This is a genomic window from Cupriavidus sp. GW822-FHT06G04, assembly GCF_058799075.1.
In genome coordinates this window covers 1-16,143 of the sequence record NZ_JBXALD010000016.1, presented here as the reverse complement: position 1 = coordinate 16,143, position 16,143 = coordinate 1, and the positions used below count along the sequence as shown (strand labels likewise).

Annotated in this window: 16 protein-coding genes and 1 pseudogene; 4 read left to right on the top strand and 13 right to left on the bottom strand. The window is 55.0% G+C overall.

Annotation, left to right across the window (positions count from 1 at the left end; translation table 11 throughout):
* Positions 1–501: 501 nt before the first annotated feature.
* Complete coding sequence (locus tag AC1RKI_RS26995) at positions 502–816, bottom strand: H-NS histone family protein (RefSeq protein WP_082926554.1); 315 nt, start codon at positions 814–816, stop codon at positions 502–504.
* 187 nt (positions 817–1,003) lie between these two features.
* Here AC1RKI_RS26995 and AC1RKI_RS26990 point away from each other — a divergent pair, with 187 nt between their 5' ends.
* Complete coding sequence (locus AC1RKI_RS26990; protein ID WP_066739185.1) at positions 1,004–2,080, top strand: RES family NAD+ phosphorylase; 1,077 nt, start codon at positions 1,004–1,006, stop codon at positions 2,078–2,080.
* Positions 2,081–2,230: 150 nt separating this feature from the next.
* Positions 2,231–2,845, top strand: coding sequence for a hypothetical protein (locus AC1RKI_RS26985; protein ID WP_066739186.1), 615 nt, complete (start codon positions 2,231–2,233; stop codon positions 2,843–2,845).
* Between the two features lie 645 nt (positions 2,846–3,490).
* Here AC1RKI_RS26985 and AC1RKI_RS26980 read toward each other — a convergent pair.
* Positions 3,491–4,039: an HAD domain-containing protein gene (locus AC1RKI_RS26980; protein ID WP_066739187.1), complete on the bottom strand. Its 549-nt coding sequence runs from the start codon at positions 4,037–4,039 to the stop codon at positions 3,491–3,493.
* 258 nt (positions 4,040–4,297) lie between these two features.
* On the opposite strand from AC1RKI_RS26980, the gene AC1RKI_RS26975 reads away from it, so the two are divergent.
* Positions 4,298–4,747, top strand: coding sequence for a hypothetical protein (locus AC1RKI_RS26975; protein WP_066739188.1), 450 nt, complete (start codon positions 4,298–4,300; stop codon positions 4,745–4,747).
* Positions 4,748–4,881: 134 nt separating this feature from the next.
* Here AC1RKI_RS26975 and AC1RKI_RS26970 read toward each other — a convergent pair whose 3' ends face one another.
* The 6 genes from AC1RKI_RS26970 to AC1RKI_RS26945 form a co-directional block, all read right to left on the bottom strand.
* Positions 4,882–5,520 carry a hypothetical protein gene (locus AC1RKI_RS26970; RefSeq protein ID WP_066739189.1) on the bottom strand — a complete coding sequence of 213 codons (639 nt, stop codon included), beginning with the start codon at positions 5,518–5,520 and terminating at the stop codon, positions 4,882–4,884.
* Between the two features lie 450 nt (positions 5,521–5,970).
* Positions 5,971–6,570 carry a hypothetical protein gene (locus tag AC1RKI_RS26965; protein ID WP_066739190.1) on the bottom strand — a complete coding sequence of 200 codons (600 nt, stop codon included), beginning with the start codon at positions 6,568–6,570 and terminating at the stop codon, positions 5,971–5,973.
* A 507-nt stretch (positions 6,571–7,077) separates the two neighbouring features.
* Positions 7,078–7,569: a hypothetical protein gene (locus AC1RKI_RS26960; RefSeq protein ID WP_156546078.1), complete on the bottom strand. Its 492-nt coding sequence runs from the start codon at positions 7,567–7,569 to the stop codon at positions 7,078–7,080.
* A gap of 24 nt (positions 7,570–7,593) precedes the next feature.
* Positions 7,594–7,923 carry a hypothetical protein gene (locus tag AC1RKI_RS26955; protein ID WP_066739192.1) on the bottom strand — a complete coding sequence of 110 codons (330 nt, stop codon included), beginning with the start codon at positions 7,921–7,923 and terminating at the stop codon, positions 7,594–7,596.
* Positions 7,910–8,254, bottom strand: coding sequence for a helix-turn-helix domain-containing protein (locus AC1RKI_RS26950; protein WP_066739193.1), 345 nt, complete (start codon positions 8,252–8,254; stop codon positions 7,910–7,912). The genes AC1RKI_RS26955 and AC1RKI_RS26950 overlap by 14 nt, the downstream gene beginning before the upstream one ends.
* 138 nt (positions 8,255–8,392) lie before the next feature.
* Positions 8,393–8,818 carry a hypothetical protein gene (locus tag AC1RKI_RS26945; RefSeq protein ID WP_156546080.1) on the bottom strand — a complete coding sequence of 142 codons (426 nt, stop codon included), beginning with the start codon at positions 8,816–8,818 and terminating at the stop codon, positions 8,393–8,395.
* A 260-nt stretch (positions 8,819–9,078) separates the two neighbouring features.
* Between AC1RKI_RS26945 and AC1RKI_RS26940 the strand changes: the two genes are divergently transcribed.
* The gene (locus tag AC1RKI_RS26940) at positions 9,079–9,393 is read left to right on the top strand and encodes a helix-turn-helix domain-containing protein (RefSeq protein WP_082926555.1); all 315 of its coding nucleotides are present in this window, start codon (positions 9,079–9,081) and stop codon (positions 9,391–9,393) included.
* A 192-nt stretch (positions 9,394–9,585) separates the two neighbouring features.
* On the opposite strand, the gene AC1RKI_RS26935 is transcribed toward AC1RKI_RS26940, so the two are convergent.
* From AC1RKI_RS26935 to AC1RKI_RS26915, 5 genes and pseudogenes are all read right to left on the bottom strand, one after another.
* Positions 9,586–10,050 carry a hypothetical protein gene (locus AC1RKI_RS26935; RefSeq protein ID WP_066739195.1) on the bottom strand — a complete coding sequence of 155 codons (465 nt, stop codon included), beginning with the start codon at positions 10,048–10,050 and terminating at the stop codon, positions 9,586–9,588.
* Positions 10,040–12,202, bottom strand: a complete 2,163-nt coding sequence (locus tag AC1RKI_RS26930) for a hypothetical protein (protein ID WP_492798110.1) — start codon at positions 12,200–12,202, stop codon at positions 10,040–10,042. Before AC1RKI_RS26930 ends, AC1RKI_RS26935 begins: the two co-directional genes overlap by 11 nt.
* Positions 12,203–12,306: 104 nt before the next feature.
* Positions 12,307–14,139 (bottom strand): hypothetical protein, encoded by a 1,833-nt coding sequence (locus tag AC1RKI_RS26925; protein WP_156546084.1) that lies wholly within the window; start codon positions 14,137–14,139, stop codon positions 12,307–12,309.
* Positions 14,126–15,526 carry a tyrosine-type recombinase/integrase gene (locus tag AC1RKI_RS26920; protein WP_197497546.1) on the bottom strand — a complete coding sequence of 467 codons (1,401 nt, stop codon included), beginning with the start codon at positions 15,524–15,526 and terminating at the stop codon, positions 14,126–14,128. Before AC1RKI_RS26920 ends, AC1RKI_RS26925 begins: the two co-directional genes overlap by 14 nt.
* Positions 15,527–15,719: 193 nt before the next feature.
* Positions 15,720–16,049 (bottom strand): annotated as a pseudogene (locus AC1RKI_RS26915) (PA0069 family radical SAM protein); the annotation flags it as partial.
* Positions 16,050–16,143: the final 94 nt, after the last annotated feature.

Here is a 16,143-nt window from a genome sequence, read left to right as displayed (position 1 = left end):
CTTCCACACGCTGGAGTTACAGCAGCCTAGCTCACCCCCCTCAAATGGAGCGTTCGCCAGAGTCCTGTCCCGCTCAGCGTGTGGTGCCTTGCAAGCACGAACCCATGGTTCGCCCCGCTCGACGTCATCTGGGTGTACGCGCGGAAGTCGTAATAGCCCACTCTTCAAAGTAGGTCTTGTTCAATCTCGACTTCGGGCTTACCAGCCGCCGAGTCGGTGGGCAACTCTTGCATCACGGCGATGCGCAGGCACACTGTTAGACGGCACTGGATACCGTTGGCGCACGGACTCGTGGGTCATCCTCAGCCCCCCAAGAATCGAAAATGTAGACGATAGCCAAATCTAAGCGTGCAATGGCATGCGTGAGCCTACCGAGCAGGAGTCAAAGTCGGCCTTCGATATCATCTTCTGCAATCTCGAGCCATGCGCTCGAACGCTTCGCGGATGCCATTTTTTGTTTCGAGTTCCCAATGATGAAAGCCGCGTGCTACGGGCTTCCCATCACTCCTCGGCAATCAGGAATCTATTGGGATTCTTGCCCAGCCAAGCCGGCGCACGACCTCGGCCCGACCAGGTATTGCCCGTCTTTGGATCGCGATACTTCGGGGGCAACGGTTCCTTTGCTGCCTTCGCGGTTCCGCTTCCTGCAGGGCGTCCGCGACGACGCTTGCCTTGAATATCATCGACGGACAGACCGTATTGCTCCATCAGCGTGCGAATCTGCTCAATGACGCCAGCGACTTCAGTTGCGCGAACTTCCGCGAGTTGAGCCTCGAGTGCTTCCTTCTGGGCCAGTAGTTGCTTGTAGGTCGCCATGGGGGATTCCTGTGACAAAGAAAGTCACAATGTAACTCAATCCGAGTTCGGCGTTCGCACATTGCAACTTACGAAGGGACAATGGTGCACCAACCTTGGTACTCTCGGGGCTACTGCGGCGCAGTCCCACTGCGCACGTTATCGAGTAAAGTCGCCTCATCCAACTAACCCTTCTGTAAAGCCAAGCATGACTACAAAAATCGAAGATGAAGAAGTTCCCCTCCTGTGCTCCGATTGCTTTGTAGATGAAGGCCTAAAGATCGATGCAATGCACAGTGGTCTCGAACAAGATGGTCCGTGCCCTAACTGCAAAAGCACGAGTGGGCGGAAGCTAACTAAGGCCCTCATAAATGGAGTTGCGTGGCGCTTCTTTGTGGGCGGAACAACGATCCGATGCAAGTATGGAGCAGCTCCAGTAATTCAATTTAACGAGCATCGCTACGGCAGAAGCGATATCTCCCCTTCGCCATGGCTGAAGAACGACATCAAATTGATTGAAGAGGCCGCGAAAATTGGATTCTTCCATTATGGTCCACGCCTTTGGATGGTCGGCGAAGTTGAACCACTGAAGGACCTGCAAGACCCTGCGACACGACCCAATATCATCGAACTAATCTTGAAGGAGTATCCTGAACGATCGCTATCTCAGGATGAGGCTTTCTATCGAATGCGCGTCTGTCCAGAACGTCCCGATGATCCTGCGGAGTACGATAGTCCACCGATTCACTTGGCGGGTAAAGGGAGGTTGGATGCTCCGGGCTTTCCCGTAATGTACGGCTCGCAGGACATCGACGTTTGTGTTCACGAATGCAGAGCCACGGCGGAAGACGATCTCTACGTAGCCACCCTCAAACCATTGCGAACCCTGCGCCTACTAGATTTGACGCATGTATTGAAAGAAGACGTAACGGAGTTTGAGAGCTTGGATATGGCCATACATATGCTATTCCTTGCACGCTCCCATTCCTACGACATCTCACGCTCCATTTCTATTGCAGCCAGGGACGCGGGCTTCGACGGAATAATCTACCCGTCGTTCTTTAGCCTCATTCGTACCGGTGGACACCCCTTTGAGACAACATACGGACTATCGCTACGTCGCTACCATCCGGAAGCAGAAGAATACGCCAAAGCATTCACCATCCCCAACTTCGCACTGTTTGGACGTCCGATCGAAGCTGGGTCGGTTCGTGTCGAATGCATGAATCGCCTCGTCCTGACACAGGTCGGTTACAGGGCACACTTCGGCCCAGTTACCTACTAAGACTAGCAACGATAGATACTCGGGTACGGCAACACGCCGCCGCCATTCGCGCAAACACACTCAGCAAACTATGGGTACTGTTACTGAACACTGCCTCGGATGGTGGCACAATTACCCACTAACACAACGAAAACTCGGAATTTTATCGGCATGAAGGGGTTCTGGAACAATGCTTCAGTGGCTGGCACAGTTGGTGCGCTAGTCACATGGATGCTTGGCAAGGCCGAGTCAGCCAAGTTGGAGTGGTCTTGGAACTGGATTCCAAACTGGGTGGTTGATTTCGGCACCTGGCTCAGAACGCCGCTCATTGATCCAGTTCAACTGGTATGGATTTTCATGGGCTTGCTGGTACTACGTGCCGTGTATCTACGCAGCCGATACGCGATCTTAGAAAGCGACCAACAGGAGCCTAAAGAGGGCACACCGAGGCTCGCTGAATTCACACAGGGAACCTTTGGCGAAGTTTTCTGGCGCTGGGATCCCAGCAAGGGAATGTCTAGTCTTACGCCCTATTGCCAGTGGTGCGACTTTGAGCTGGATGAACGGCGGGTGTCCTACGCGGCCGCGCCAACTTCGGAAGTTACTGGTCACATTGAATGCCCGCATTGCTCACGCAAAGCAGGCATAAGGATGGAAGCGGCTGTCGACCGCAGGATGACGCTCGCAAAAAAGATCGATCACGCGATACGTAACGGTGCCTGGAAGGGGATGGTTCTCGCCAACCGCGAGCGTACGGGTCGCATACGAGCAGAAGCAACCCAGTGAGATCACGTCAAACACAACTCTCAGATTAAGGAATCATCGGGTAGTGATTGACCGCAACACTCCCACTGATTTTTTGCCTCAAGTCCCTAGCGTACTCCTATCGGATATTCCGAACACTGGATCGATTCGCACCACACGAGGTTGCGCCGACATAGGCCACTCTTCCGACCAATCGTCGACGGCTATTCAACGCACTGGTTGCCTTCTGTTGAGGTCCAGGATGACCTGCTCTGGCCTGGACATGCTTTCAAACCAAGCCTCACGCGTCTCACGACGATTGAAGTCTCCACCGATGCATCGCTCCTGGAAGCCTGGCGAGAGCTGAGACTTGGCGAACTCGTATCCTCCATCGAGGAGAATCCAGAAGGTGGACAGCACAATCTTGACGTCAGCGTAAGGAGCTAGCACCGCATCCAGCAGAGCGACGTGTCGAACAAGCTGTGCCCCGGATGATGCAGGAGCTCGAAGCCGTTTCTCGTTTGGTAGGTACCATCCGCATGCAGCACGCCCGAAGTCCAGTTAGCGCACTTGCAGTGGTTGGACCGACGATGTCTCTCTTGTAGTCGCCGTCAGTGCGCCATCTTCAGATTTTCGCCGCGTGCGCTTGACTGCCGATAGTTCACTACACTCCTGACAGTCAAAGCGTCATCGTCCCGCCGCAGAATGAATTCGGAACTGGCAATCCAGCGTCGCCCGCAGCTCCGCGAGTACTCGGTCTTCGGCAATGCCGTGCGTAGGGTCGGTGCGGACTACATGCGCGCCTGCCCAGTCGGGCCACTCATCCGGCGAGTCGTCCACTGCAAGCCAGCGTGCCGGCTTTCGCCGATGGACGTCGAGAAGTACTTGGTCCGGCCTAGACTTGCTTTCGAACCAGGCTTTGCGCATCTCGCGGCGATGGAAGGTTCCACCAATGCATCGCTCCTGCAGCCTCGGAGAGAGTCGAGCCTTCGCGTGATCGTACCCTCCCTTGATGAGAAGCCAGGATGTGGATAGCACGATTTTGACGTCGGGATAGGGAGCTAGCAGCTGATCGAGCAGAGGGACGTTCTCAAACAAGCTGTGCCCGGGATGATGCAAAAGCTCAATGCCATTCCTCGTCCTGTACGCGGCGTCCGGATGCAAAACGCCATCGAAGTCCAAGTAGAGCACGTGTAGCGGTTGGACCGACGATGTCTCTGCTTGCGTCACGGCCACAGCGTCATCTCCTGATGCGCGCCGCATGCGCCTGACCGCCAACACTTCACCACACGCACGCTTGCCTCCCCTTCATGACGGAGAGATTATGTGGTCCGGCAATGGTCGCTGCAACGCTCGATGCCCCACTTTTCGTAGCCGCCACCGGCAACGGGCAAGGTTGTGCCGGTTACGTGAAGATTTTTGCAACAGACGTTGCGAACGCCATACACTGGGCTTCCGCTGTCACGCAGGAGAGTCGCTGTAGCGACGTCCATCATGCTGAAAATCACCGTGGAAGTCGTCCGGCCGGGACGCGACGAATCCGGAAAGGAGATTGCTACTGCCTACATAGGGAGGTTTGAGCGTAGCGCAGTGTCCGACTACGTCGTGCAATTGAGCGAGCCGCCTTTTGGCGACCGGGAGAAGCGCACACTGCATGCCTATCCCCGCTACGCGGCGTCGGTTTTTGACCTGGTGGCCCGCGCATTGGCAGTAGGATTGACTGGAATCGAAGTGTTGCCGCCGCGACCTCAAGTGCCGAGCGTCCCCATTCACCAATCGGGAGACACCAGGTACGTCCGCCTTTCGGAGATCCCTGAGCCGGCAGCGACATTCTTCCGCAAGCGCATTGAGTTCTCGGGATGTCCGGTCATCGAAGAAGACCCTGAGCCGATGCAATGCGCTTACGCATCGGACTGGCTTGACTTCCTGGGCGGCCGGCGGTAGCGCAATCTCCCTTGCGCGCGAAGCTTTGAGACGCCTCCGCGCCATCGTTGCAACCCTCCCCGCCCAAGGGCCTTGCTGCAGTGCGGCCCTAAAAAAGAATGCGCGACCTCGAAGGCCGCGCATTGAAGATGCTCTTAAGCGTATGTTCCTTCTTCGATGCTCGCCTTCGCGACTTGGTGGACGACATCCTTCGCCCATTCCGTCACCAACGCGTTTACAAATACGTGGCGCAGCGGCACCCCAGGGATATCGCTTGTCGCTCCCGCTTGCAGACTTCCGCTCGCTACCAGGCTGAGGAGTTCGGTCGCGGTAGCCGCACTAGGAGCTACATTCGCACCACGTCGAAACGCTTCATTCCGAAGCGACCCAAACGGTGCGTTGACAACGCTGAAAGTTGCATCCCAAGTGTCGCCGTTCTGCATGTAAAACAGGAACGGGAAGCGCCCCACTATCCGCCACACATCGATAGCTGCCCACATCACCGGGTCGACGATATCGGCCACCCAGTAGAACTGCAAATCTTCCATCTGGAAGCGGATTGTCTGCAGCTTGCTACCATCTTCGAGATCGATACACCCGAACCCCAGGTTGGTATTCTCGTACGACGGGCCGAACATGCGCCTGTCCTCCTGGCGAATAGGGCATGTCAGCACCGGAAGGTTGCCAGGCAAGCCTCGCGCTTGCTTGAACCTTGCTCCAACCGATTGCAAGGCATGCAGTTTTCCGACCGGCACACAGTTCGGGCCAAAGCCCGTAATGAAGTTCGTTTCCATCTCTAATGTCCTGCTGAAGTTATGACAAGGATTGCGCGCTCAGGTCGAACCGAACGCGGCAGATGAGGTCCCCGAGGTGTCCCGCACCGTCGTGGATATCTGCGATCTGCAACCCGTATAGCGCCAAAACTCCTGCATCTGACATGACCCGGAATCACCCGGATGCAGAGTGTTTCTGCTGCGATGGCCGCATCTTAAGGGGTGAATTTCTTGGGGAAAAGAGGCCCGATGCGCGCTTCTTGAGGCGCCCCGAAGCCGACTGAAAAAACTGGTTTGGAGCGAGCAGAGATTTCCGGATTAGAGGTTTTACTCTAATTTTCGAAGTTTCGCGGGGACGCAACCCTTCTACACCGTGGCAGGCATCAAGACACGCTTCGCTCGGTGAACAAGGAGGTCGATGACCTCTCGTCATCAAGGAAGCGGAAAGCAAGGGACTGGCCAAGCCAAGCATCACGCCAAGCTGAGGGCCGCACGACGCTTCGCAATGCACTGGTCCCGAATCTCGCGAGCGAAGGAAGCACAAGGGCTCGAGTATTCGATGCCCGCTGCAGCCAGCTCAAGGCCACGCATCACTTGGAGCGCCTGCGCCCCACAATCAAGGCCTATCCATTGTGCAAACCTGAGCTTGGAATAGTGGCCTTCGGCAATGAAGCGCTCACAAATCCAGTCCAAGGCGTCGTCAGCAGTCGCCGGCCGGTCCTGCGGCGGCAAAACCATCAGCATTTCTGCGTTCGCCTCGTCGAATGCGCTTCGTTTCAAGAACTTCTCTACGATGCGCACCACATTTTTTGCATTCCGGTCGCGCCGCAGTGCTACGGAAAACCACTGAGGATACTGCGTGGATACAGCGTGAATCACAGGCTGCAATTTAAAGTCGCGCCAGAACCGCGGAAGCGGCTTGTAGGCGTGATCCAAGGCGAAGAAAAACTCGCCGGCAATCACATCGATATCCTTCAGGCCACAGTCGACCATGTAAGTGACGACGGTGTTCGCGACTTCCTCATAGACGTCGTCTGCGGTGAGCCGGTGGCTCGATTGTTCGTTGTTCATGCTTGGTGATTGAAAGGGGGTTGCGAGCCAAGCCAATCAGCGGCTCGCACAGGGCATGTGTCGCCTGTATATAAGTGTAGGTTCGCGTTGGCGCCATGATTTGGGCGCCAGTTGTTGCGCGCCCTACCCTGACATGTGCAGTAGCGGAATACGCCTAGGCACCAAGGGCGTTCTCACAGTCGAACGGCGGTGAACTTTTTTGCGAGGAAGGTTTGCCGACTCCCCGCAGCCAAGCTTCTACGTCTGCGCGGCGCCAGCGAAGTGGGAAACGGGGGCCGAGGTATGCGGGCGCAGGCAGCGTATGGGGTCGTCGTTTGGAGCGGCGACGGACGGTGGCTGGAGTGACCTCGAGGATGGCGGCAAGGTCGTGCGCGTCGAGGTAGGCGGTCGATTGTGATTGCATCCCGAGTATAGGGACGCCCATCAATGCGATACGCAACGGGTTGGAATATCGCGAAATTGAGGATAGTGACTTGGCTGATCAGGAGAACAGCACTATGTGGCCGACTACGGCTTCCGGGGGACCTTCTTCTGGACGGTCATCAAGACGTGCAAAACTGAAGGGTTAGCAGTCGAAACTTGTCGCGCGTCCGCCTCGTAGCCATACAGCCGATGCAGTCCCAGCGCAATCGCGCATGATCGGGAGTATCCACCTTCGCAATGCACGACAACGGTCGCGATCTCTCCATGCAGCCCCGTGACAAACCTTCGAATCTGCTCCCCATGCTCTGGCCGGAAAGCATTCGGCAGCTTCTCCTTTCCACGAGCCGAAAGCTGCGGATTCATGAAGTCGACATCAGCGAAACTCAGACGCAAAACATGATTGAATCCATCCAGCCTGGCCAGCGGCCTCCCTGGCGCAGTCACTGAAATGACCGCCACTGACTCCAGGCGAGGCAATTTCTCAGCCACACCCCGCGACACTGCCAATACCTGACGCTTGCCGTCTTTGGGCGGTCGGTAGAGCTTGTCGAGGGCATCTTTCAACTGAAGCGGCACGCCTGTTTCTCCTTGGTTGGCTACTCAAGCCCGGAGCAGCACCGTCAATCGTCCAATGAGCCAATCCAGCTCGTCTTCGGAACACCAGCCTTTCCGCGACACTGAGATGCGTATCCGCCAGAGCGTCTTCTCGCGCGGCTGCCCCGCATGCTCGGTCTCATCCTTCTGCGCAACTGGCAACAACTGTCGCGCCAAGTCTTCACAGATGTCCCACCGCTCGTAGCGCTCTTCCTCGGTCTCCCCAGCGACGTAGCGCCCGTCGATTTCGCGGACACCAATTTTCGGTTGAACGCCGGTCACTACCGAGGACATAGTGCTGCGAGGAAAGTCCTCTGGCACGTCATTGAGGTTCATTGTTCGTCTCCGGTTTCTTTGCGCGAGGCTTGCTCGCGCGCTGGCGGGGCTCTGCATCCCTAGTCATCATCAGCGGATTGATGGTGGCTACTGGACCGATGGTGTCGAACCACTCCTGCCGGCCAAGCGCTCGCACGACGCAGACCAGCGTGTGCAATGACGAGCCGTTACCCAACTCGAGGTTACGCAATGCGCGTGTGCTCACGCCAGCGCGCTCGGCAAGGACGGCTTGTTCCAGGTTGCGATTGATACGGAGTCGCCTGAGATTGGAGCCAATCTCGTATTCGAGCTCCTCTGGCGTGTACAAACGAGAGGGGTCTATGCGCGCCATGTCACTACTCTCCTGGCGCTAAAGCGTTCTGCAACAATGGGAGCATTTCTGCCGCTAGTGGGCCGTTCTGGCTACTGCAGGCAACTTGTTGCCAGTTGAAACGAGGAAAAACGGCTCGTTTCGGCATCATTGACTTTGCTATTCAGGCTTGTGGGCGGCGTGATACTTCGCCATGGCCCTTAGCGCCGCCACGAAGTATGTCTTCCCCGTTGCTGTGACGTCTTCTATTGCACAAACGACTTCGTCACGGGTGGCGGTAAAGCTTGCACCGTGAGTCTGAGCGTACTCGAGGACGGCCAGTCGGCTCGTAGAGTCGCAAGGCGTCAGCTGAACATGGGCGTTGTTCATTGAGTAGACCCGAAGACTGCCTCTGCTCGCGTCGTACGCAGCGAAGGCCTTTGCGGGATCGCCAATGATTTCGAGCCCATCTGTTATGCACAGTTGGTACATCAGTTCCAGCTCGTTCATCTGATCAATGGCCTTGCCGGCGCTGTACCTAGTGTTAGCCGTCCCCTCGGGCCACTCTTCCAGCAGTGCGGCCAGCCCTTTACGTATGTGTTCCATTTCCACTTCCAGGCCCTCCAACGGCCGCGCGATTGCACCATAGGCACCAACTCTAAAGCGATGCTCGGCTCGCAGCTATTAAGTAAGTGACCACTGCCGCCTTAGTCAAAACGCCAGGCACTCCGTTTGCCAGTCAACGGCGTTCCGGCATGGTCAGATAGCTCGCAGTGGCTCCAACTGCGTAGATAAAATAGCTTTTCTATACCATATTATACGTTGACGTATATTTTTATCAAAACGCAATCTGGACGGCATCTCGCGTGGCCGAAAAACTTAAGGTTTTTCACAGCGAAGTGCTGGATATGAAACTTGAGCAGGCCGTCGGTGCGGCTGTCCGATTTCGGCGCAAGGGCCTAGGCATGAACCAGGAGACCCTAGCCGAGCGATCTGGCTTGCAGACGGCTGCGGTGAGCCGTCTTGAGCGAGGCGATGGATCGCCGAACTTGCGTACGCTCGGGCGAATAGCGGCGGCGTTGGACATCCGCGTTTCCCAGCTACTGCTGCAAGCAGAGGCGTTGTTGCCGTTGATTGAAAAGGCTGCGTTGCCAGATGGGCAGGACGCGGACGGGAAATAGCCAACGGAATATTAGGTCGGGCGTGTCAGCAGTTTGCCCGTCCTACCGTTTTCGATATCAGGAAGCCCCCAACGCACGCCAGCTTTGATGGCCGTCAACCTCCGAAAACGGAAAGCCTTCGAACTGGATCTTCAGCAATTCGCAATAGATAGCCGCAACGGAGAGGGTTCTCCATAGCGAGTCCAATGCGACCTACTCCTCGCCCTTTTGTTTAGGCGCCTTGACAATAGACATCGCCATCTTGCGCTCTTCGCTGGTCGCTGGCTTTCTTCGTCTTCCAGCCATGTCATTGCCTTGCTCGTAAGCTCTCAATCGCAGAAGCAGCAGCGCGTTGTAGCTATCGCGTTCGGCCAACATGTCCTCAAGCTCCGAATTGAGGTTTCGTAGCCGCCGGATGTGGGCTTTGAGCGCTTCCCGAGGGCCGGTGGGGTCGTCCATTGCTTCGAGAATCGCTTCGCGCACTTTGGGGTAAGCACAATTCGCAAGCCCAACGAGGGACCGCGAGTGCCCGGCTTCGAGTGAGACATTGAGAACGTTGACACGTAGCTTGCCATTTGCAGCTTTCAGCTTGACCTTTGGGTTGGTAGGCGTGCCCTCTATCAGGCGCTTAAGCGCAGACATGAAGTCGGCGCTTATCGAGTCGTCGTTAGTTTCCATAGAAGGAACCTCTTTTCGCTTCCCAGGCTTCGATAAGCACCGCCACCACCTTCTCGGCTTGATCAGCTCGCGCCTTGTGGACTGCAAACTCCCGCTCACGCCCGGCTCGCTTGGCTCGTCTTACCATAAACGCGTAATGCTCGTGCCGCTCGGCCCAGAAGTTAAGATGCGTTACGTCAATTGCAAAGCAACCACATGCGGCGCACATCCCGGGGTTTCGACTACTAAAATCAGGCACGGTCGCGCCCCAACTCACGGTTCCCGACGCCGCTCGGCATCTAGACTCTAGGGGCTTTGCACGGATAAAACAGTTTCCGTGGTCGGAGAAAAAAATCCGCAAATCGTGTGTCGTCACTACTTCCGTGACGCGGCGAACGCACTCAGCATAGTCGTTAGCCCCAGTGAACTGTTCGCGGCTGAAGTATTCAGCGATAACATCGCTCATGCGGCCTGTGAGTTTTTCTCCCTGAACAGCGGCAACAAAGAAGTTAATTGTCTCTGACTCAATGAGGTCGTCGACATCGCGACGTTGTCGGGCGTCTGCGGGGTAGTATGCAGATTCGGTGGTTGCGTCACTGTAGTGCTTAAAATGCTGGCGCACGGCCGGAAGCAGCGAAGTTCTGACATCGAGTACGTAGGCAGCGAAGGTCTTGCGCCCCTGCGACGGCGTAATGCATCTTCCTCCAGTCGCTATGTAGATCGATAAATCCTCTCCTCGCTTGCTATCGAAGGGCAGTCTATTGAAGTTCACCTCTGAAGCCACAAAACTCTTGAATGTCCGCAGCAAAGTTGTGATTTTGAATGCAGTGATTTTCTTTGGATTCCACGCTACTCCGCGGCCTGCGACAAAGTGGACAACAAGTTCAGATCTCCCCCCTAAGATGCGCCATGGAGCGAGTAGCTTTTCCAGAGTGCAGACAGCGCGAACTGGAGGGGGCAGATAGTCTGCTCCAACTGGACGACAGCCAAGTAGCCACTCCGTCTCTTTCGGGTCAGGCCTTCCCTTGCTGACAACACCTTGCAAATAGAACATTTCCATCAGACCGTTGCTGGAAAGCCTTCGGGAGATGCAAACGGGCAATCCCTTTTCTTCGTTCCAACCACCAGTCAAGCCGCAGATTTCGCTACCCCGAAGACCCACCAGATACTGAAGAATGCAGACAGCCGCGGTCCGCACTCGAACGATGAAGTACCTTAGCGCCTCGACCTGCCGGAAGATTGTTTCTCGACCGTCTTGAATCAGAGTATTGAAAGCGGTGAGCTGATCTCGCCATGATCCATCGCAGCTACCTTCGCTATTGAATGAAAATCCTGAAATTGCCGTACGAACATATTTATTGATGGTGGAGCGTGCAAGTCCCTTCTCAATCGCCTCTTCGCGCGCATCAAGGTAAGTGTTTTGAAGGCGAATCACATCCGGCGCATATTCGTCGACCCACTTCAGCGCAGCCTTAAGCAACAACTGTGCTATCTCATCGGGCAACGGAGGAATGCGCTTAATAACATGCGCTGCCAATTCGCCCGCTACTACGTTCACTTTCCGCCCCGCGAACGGTACCAAATCGGTACACGGCAACCCTCTTTTTTCTAATCGTGAGCGCTGAGCATAAATATAATAAGCTAACTTAATTCTCGTGCTCACTTGGTTGTAAGTGATCTTATCGTCCTCATCGAGAGGGGTCGCGGTATCGCCCGCCTGCTCTTCGTTCAACGTCTCATCGATCTCGTTTTCCTGGTCACCGGTGGCATCGTCGTCGTTGAAGCCTTCCTCATCTGCTGCATCCTCAACCTCCCCCCATTCCACGCTGCCATACAGGGCGTCCTTGTCGTCATAGAAACGCAATCGATTCAAAAGAAGAGTCGGAAGGTCGGAATGGTATTGTGCCCATGCCTCCTCGGTTAGCTCACCGAAGTCCCGAAGGCCACGATAGTTCATCCAGCAAAAAAGCTCTTTCGAGCCCGCGGACATTGCAGGCCCACTTCCAGGCGAAAGCGCTGCCCCGTACCAACCACCATCCTCGAGCATTCCCCAGCAAACTTCGCGGAATGATTCCAGTAAGACCTGATGCTGGCTGTCAGTTGAGCGCGATCCGTCCGGCAACGCGAAATCCCAAAACATCCGGTTGGTCTGCCCGGGAGTGGTGGTGTCCAATCGCCAGGAATAGTCGGGCCAAATTGAGTGCGTGGACACTCGTATAAGGGGAGTGTCGACCTCCACAACTTTGTGCGCCGCTGACGGCGCTTTCGCCGATGGTTTCATTCCAACCTTCCTAACGGGTTGAGTGACAACTTTTTGGCTTCTTCCCAGACGCTTTCGTCATCGAACGACGGAATCCATCTATTCTGCAGAGCCAGTTGGACTTCTTCATATGCAGCGGACCACCGGCGTACGTCTAGGTAGGCTCTCGCATTAATCACTTCGTCGAGAAGCTGCAAAGCCCGGGCGAGGGAATAGGCAGAAAACTTGTTGACCGCACCGAAGGGGCAACCTGGGCACCTGCCGAACGCTTGACATCGGCGGCCTTTGATTTCACCGGGAACGGGGGAATCAAACGGATCCGCACAATGCCACCCAGGGGTTGCCGCCAGGATATCGCTGTAGGTCGGTGTCACACGCGGGTCAAGCGTCCCGGCAGAGCCAACCCAGCCCTCCATCGTCGTCATCACTTCGCTCAAGGCTTCATTTCTGCGGTTCCGGGCGGAGGCGCCTTCATAATGAGCCTGCACAACTTGTCCACTTTTCTGACCTCCTGCGGCCTGTACCGCACGAAGGTCGTCGCCACTCAAGACGCGGACTAGGTCTAACCCTGTAGTCCGCAAGTTCTTAATGCCAAATTTTGGTAATTTATGGCGGTCGATAAAATTTTCCAGTCCGCGCTTCCATAAGACGTCAAAAGAAACCCCTGCCTGCGCGCCTGTCAGAAAACCTCGAACTGTGCCCTCTCGAGTGCCAAACACATATAGATTGCCAGCGAATTTCCCTGCCTTGCCCCGAATTAAGGATGTCCACTCCAACAGAAAAGAGTGCAGCATCGCAGGCGAGAGAATGTCGTCATCTTGATGCGCGAAACTCCTAGAATACTGTCCTTTCGCTCTGGGCTTGACAAATCTGTAAACTATTCGCTTGACACCCATTACCTTCTTATGAGTAATCTGGCGAAGACGCATACCGAGAAGTGACCCGGTGTTTCCAGACGTATAGATAGCATGGAGCAAGATAAAGGGAACCAATCGGTCAGCGCTTGGGTAAAATGGCAAAATCACGGCCCTCATCCCGTGAAAAAACTGAATTGCATTTCCCAAATTTCCATCGATTTTCTTAATATCGGCCAGACAGGGAATAGGCAGCAATCCGATTTCCTTTAGCCTCCACAAGGCGCTTTCTATCGTTTTATAACGCCCCCGGCTATCAAGGTCTTGGTCGCCAAGATAGGGATTTCCCCCTTCGATAATCGGCCGTAATTCTCGAAATTCACGAATCGTTTCCGCTGCCTCAGCCCGACAAGCAACCAACAATGCTCGCAGAGTTGCTGCATCCAACGCTTCAGTCGGATTATGGGAAGCCCCTTCGCGTCGAAACGGTCGGCTTGGCCAAGAGAGCTCTGGGGACAACCGATGCCTCAGCCTCGGACTTTCTCTGATAACTTCTAGGAGGCTGCGAAAAGCCCCCCAGTAGCCACGTTGGGTGCTGTAACTAACGTGACACTCCTTTCTGATGAACTTTATAAAATCATCGATTATCAGTCGGGTAATTTCCTCCGTTCTAAGGCTTTCGAAGTTACGCCTCTTCAGATAGTTAACCCAACTGTTTGCAATCCTCGAATGCATTCGCTCAAACAGGAGCTTCGCTTTACGATCCGGGTTGTTACTCCAAATTACAAAAGCCGACGCAAACTCTTCAGCACAAGCGCACCCGGCAAGCGTCGCTTGGAGCTTTTCCAGCGCTCTTTCGAAAAATTCAAGATTTTCCTTAGGACCAACATACGAATTCAGTTCACTAGAGACGATCACATTCTTCGACCTACTCTCAATAGCCTTGAGTTGTTCGTCACTAAGCTGCGCGTAACGCAAATGATTACCTGATGCCACCGATGTGCTCCATTAAAGCGTCCGACACGGCAGCCTCGAAGTCGCCAGCGGCTTTCAGATACGTGTCCATCGTCGTCGTCAGATGAGCATGACCTAAACGGGCCTGGATATACAGCCAGGGCTCACTGTCTCCAGCCTTTTTTCTCGCATAGTAGGTCCATACGGCATAGGTATGCCGTAGATCATGAAAAACAAAAAGCGGAAACTGTTTTTCGAAAGCCTTTTTCTCGACTCGAATCCCTCTCTGCCGGATACTGGCTCTCTCTTCGAACTGGCATTGCCCAACATCGATACATGCCTTTGCGAATCTGCGCTCGAGCGTGCGAACTGATACTCGTTTTCCCGCGTGCTGATGCGTAAATGTTGGATTTATAATTAGAGCGTCGCTACTGGTGGCAATGTTGATTTTCTCCGCGATCAGTCGGCGTTCATACGCGATATATACGAGCGTCTCTTTAATCAACCATCCGGGAACATCGACTTTTCGCGGTTTCCTACCCTTCCCTACAATTCGAATTTTGTAGTTCCGATTATCTGCCAACAGATTAGAATCAAATTTTTCAAATAGTCGATAACTGAGATTGCGGATCTCGCTGATGCGCAATCCCGAATTCAGCGCATACTCACCAGCGAGTCTGTCACGCGAGGAACCCACATCAAATCCTAACTCTTGAATCTCCTCGTCGACAGAATCAAAGGTTCCTTCTTCTCGGGATTTTAGAAAGTCGGATGGTAAGCGGCCGAGGCTATTCATAATAGATCGGGCCTGCTCAATTTCCATTACCCGAACCGGCTCGTCCTCTTCGGCGATTTTGCTCACGTAAATTTTCCGCCGCGACTCGACTCCGCCATCATTACCCTCTTTGACTGCCGGCAGCAAAAGTGCTTTCAACGGAAGGGGGCCATCATATAATTTTTTCTCGCGCGCCCATTTATAAAGCCCCTCTATCGTCGAAACTCGCCTCCGCGGAGTTGCATTACGATATTCCTCCCCGGATGTTGGGGAGACGGTCGCATTCATTACCCCGATATAGCTTTCAAGATCATCGACTGTTGCCTGATGCCACACAATTCCAAATGCATCCAGGAAAATCAACCAATCTTTACAATCAAAAGCATACGAACTGAGTTTGTTTTCCACAAAAACCCAGGCTTTTTCTTTGTAATGCCCTTCGTAAAGATAGAAAAAGATGAGCTCGGCGATAGCTCCGCTGATATTGTCGATAACAAATGGGAAGCCGCGGGGTATAGTTGCAGCATTAGGCGCTTGGCCGGGGTTATCAGGAAGTCTTCCGGCCGACTTCTTGCGAAACTTCCGTACGACCCATTCAACCGGTTCGTCGGTCTCACCGACCAGATCCTTGGATACCGCATCCAAATCTGACATTTGGGCGTTCCTCATATCAAATCGTGTGGGTATACCCTATGTGGACAGTTCGCCCGCCCACACCCCGAAGCCATGCACGGCCTTCGATGAGGTTCACAGGTTGCCCACACTCGAAGGTTCGCCCGCTTCGCAGGCGCCCAACCTAATAGACTTCCAACCCCAAATTCAGGGTACTACAGTCTGTGAACACAATGCAGTGTCGCATAACATGCTCGCAGCCGCGATACGGATTCAGCGAGACATCGAACGGAATGTCAGGCGACGCATTGCGCGTGAGGATTGACCGCGCCTGCTCGATGGTGACCTGCGTGATCAGTTTCGATGACGACGCCCCGGCCGGCTGTGCCGGACCGTCGGCGCGACGGCAAGCTTCGACCGCTTGCAACGGCTCAGCTTCGGACGTCAGCCAGCCGTCGTCGAACGCTTCGCGCTGGTCGCGCTCGAAGCGTCCCTGGAGGTTGCTGACTGCGCCGCGGCCTTTAGTGGGCGGTCCCTTGGTTGGCGGATGGCGATGGGAAGGCATGGGTTGCCGGTCGATCGAATGTCGCGGTAGGAATGCCCATTACTGGGCACCCCCCGCACAGATCCCGGCGTGCGCGATTCGCGCACCGGGCTCC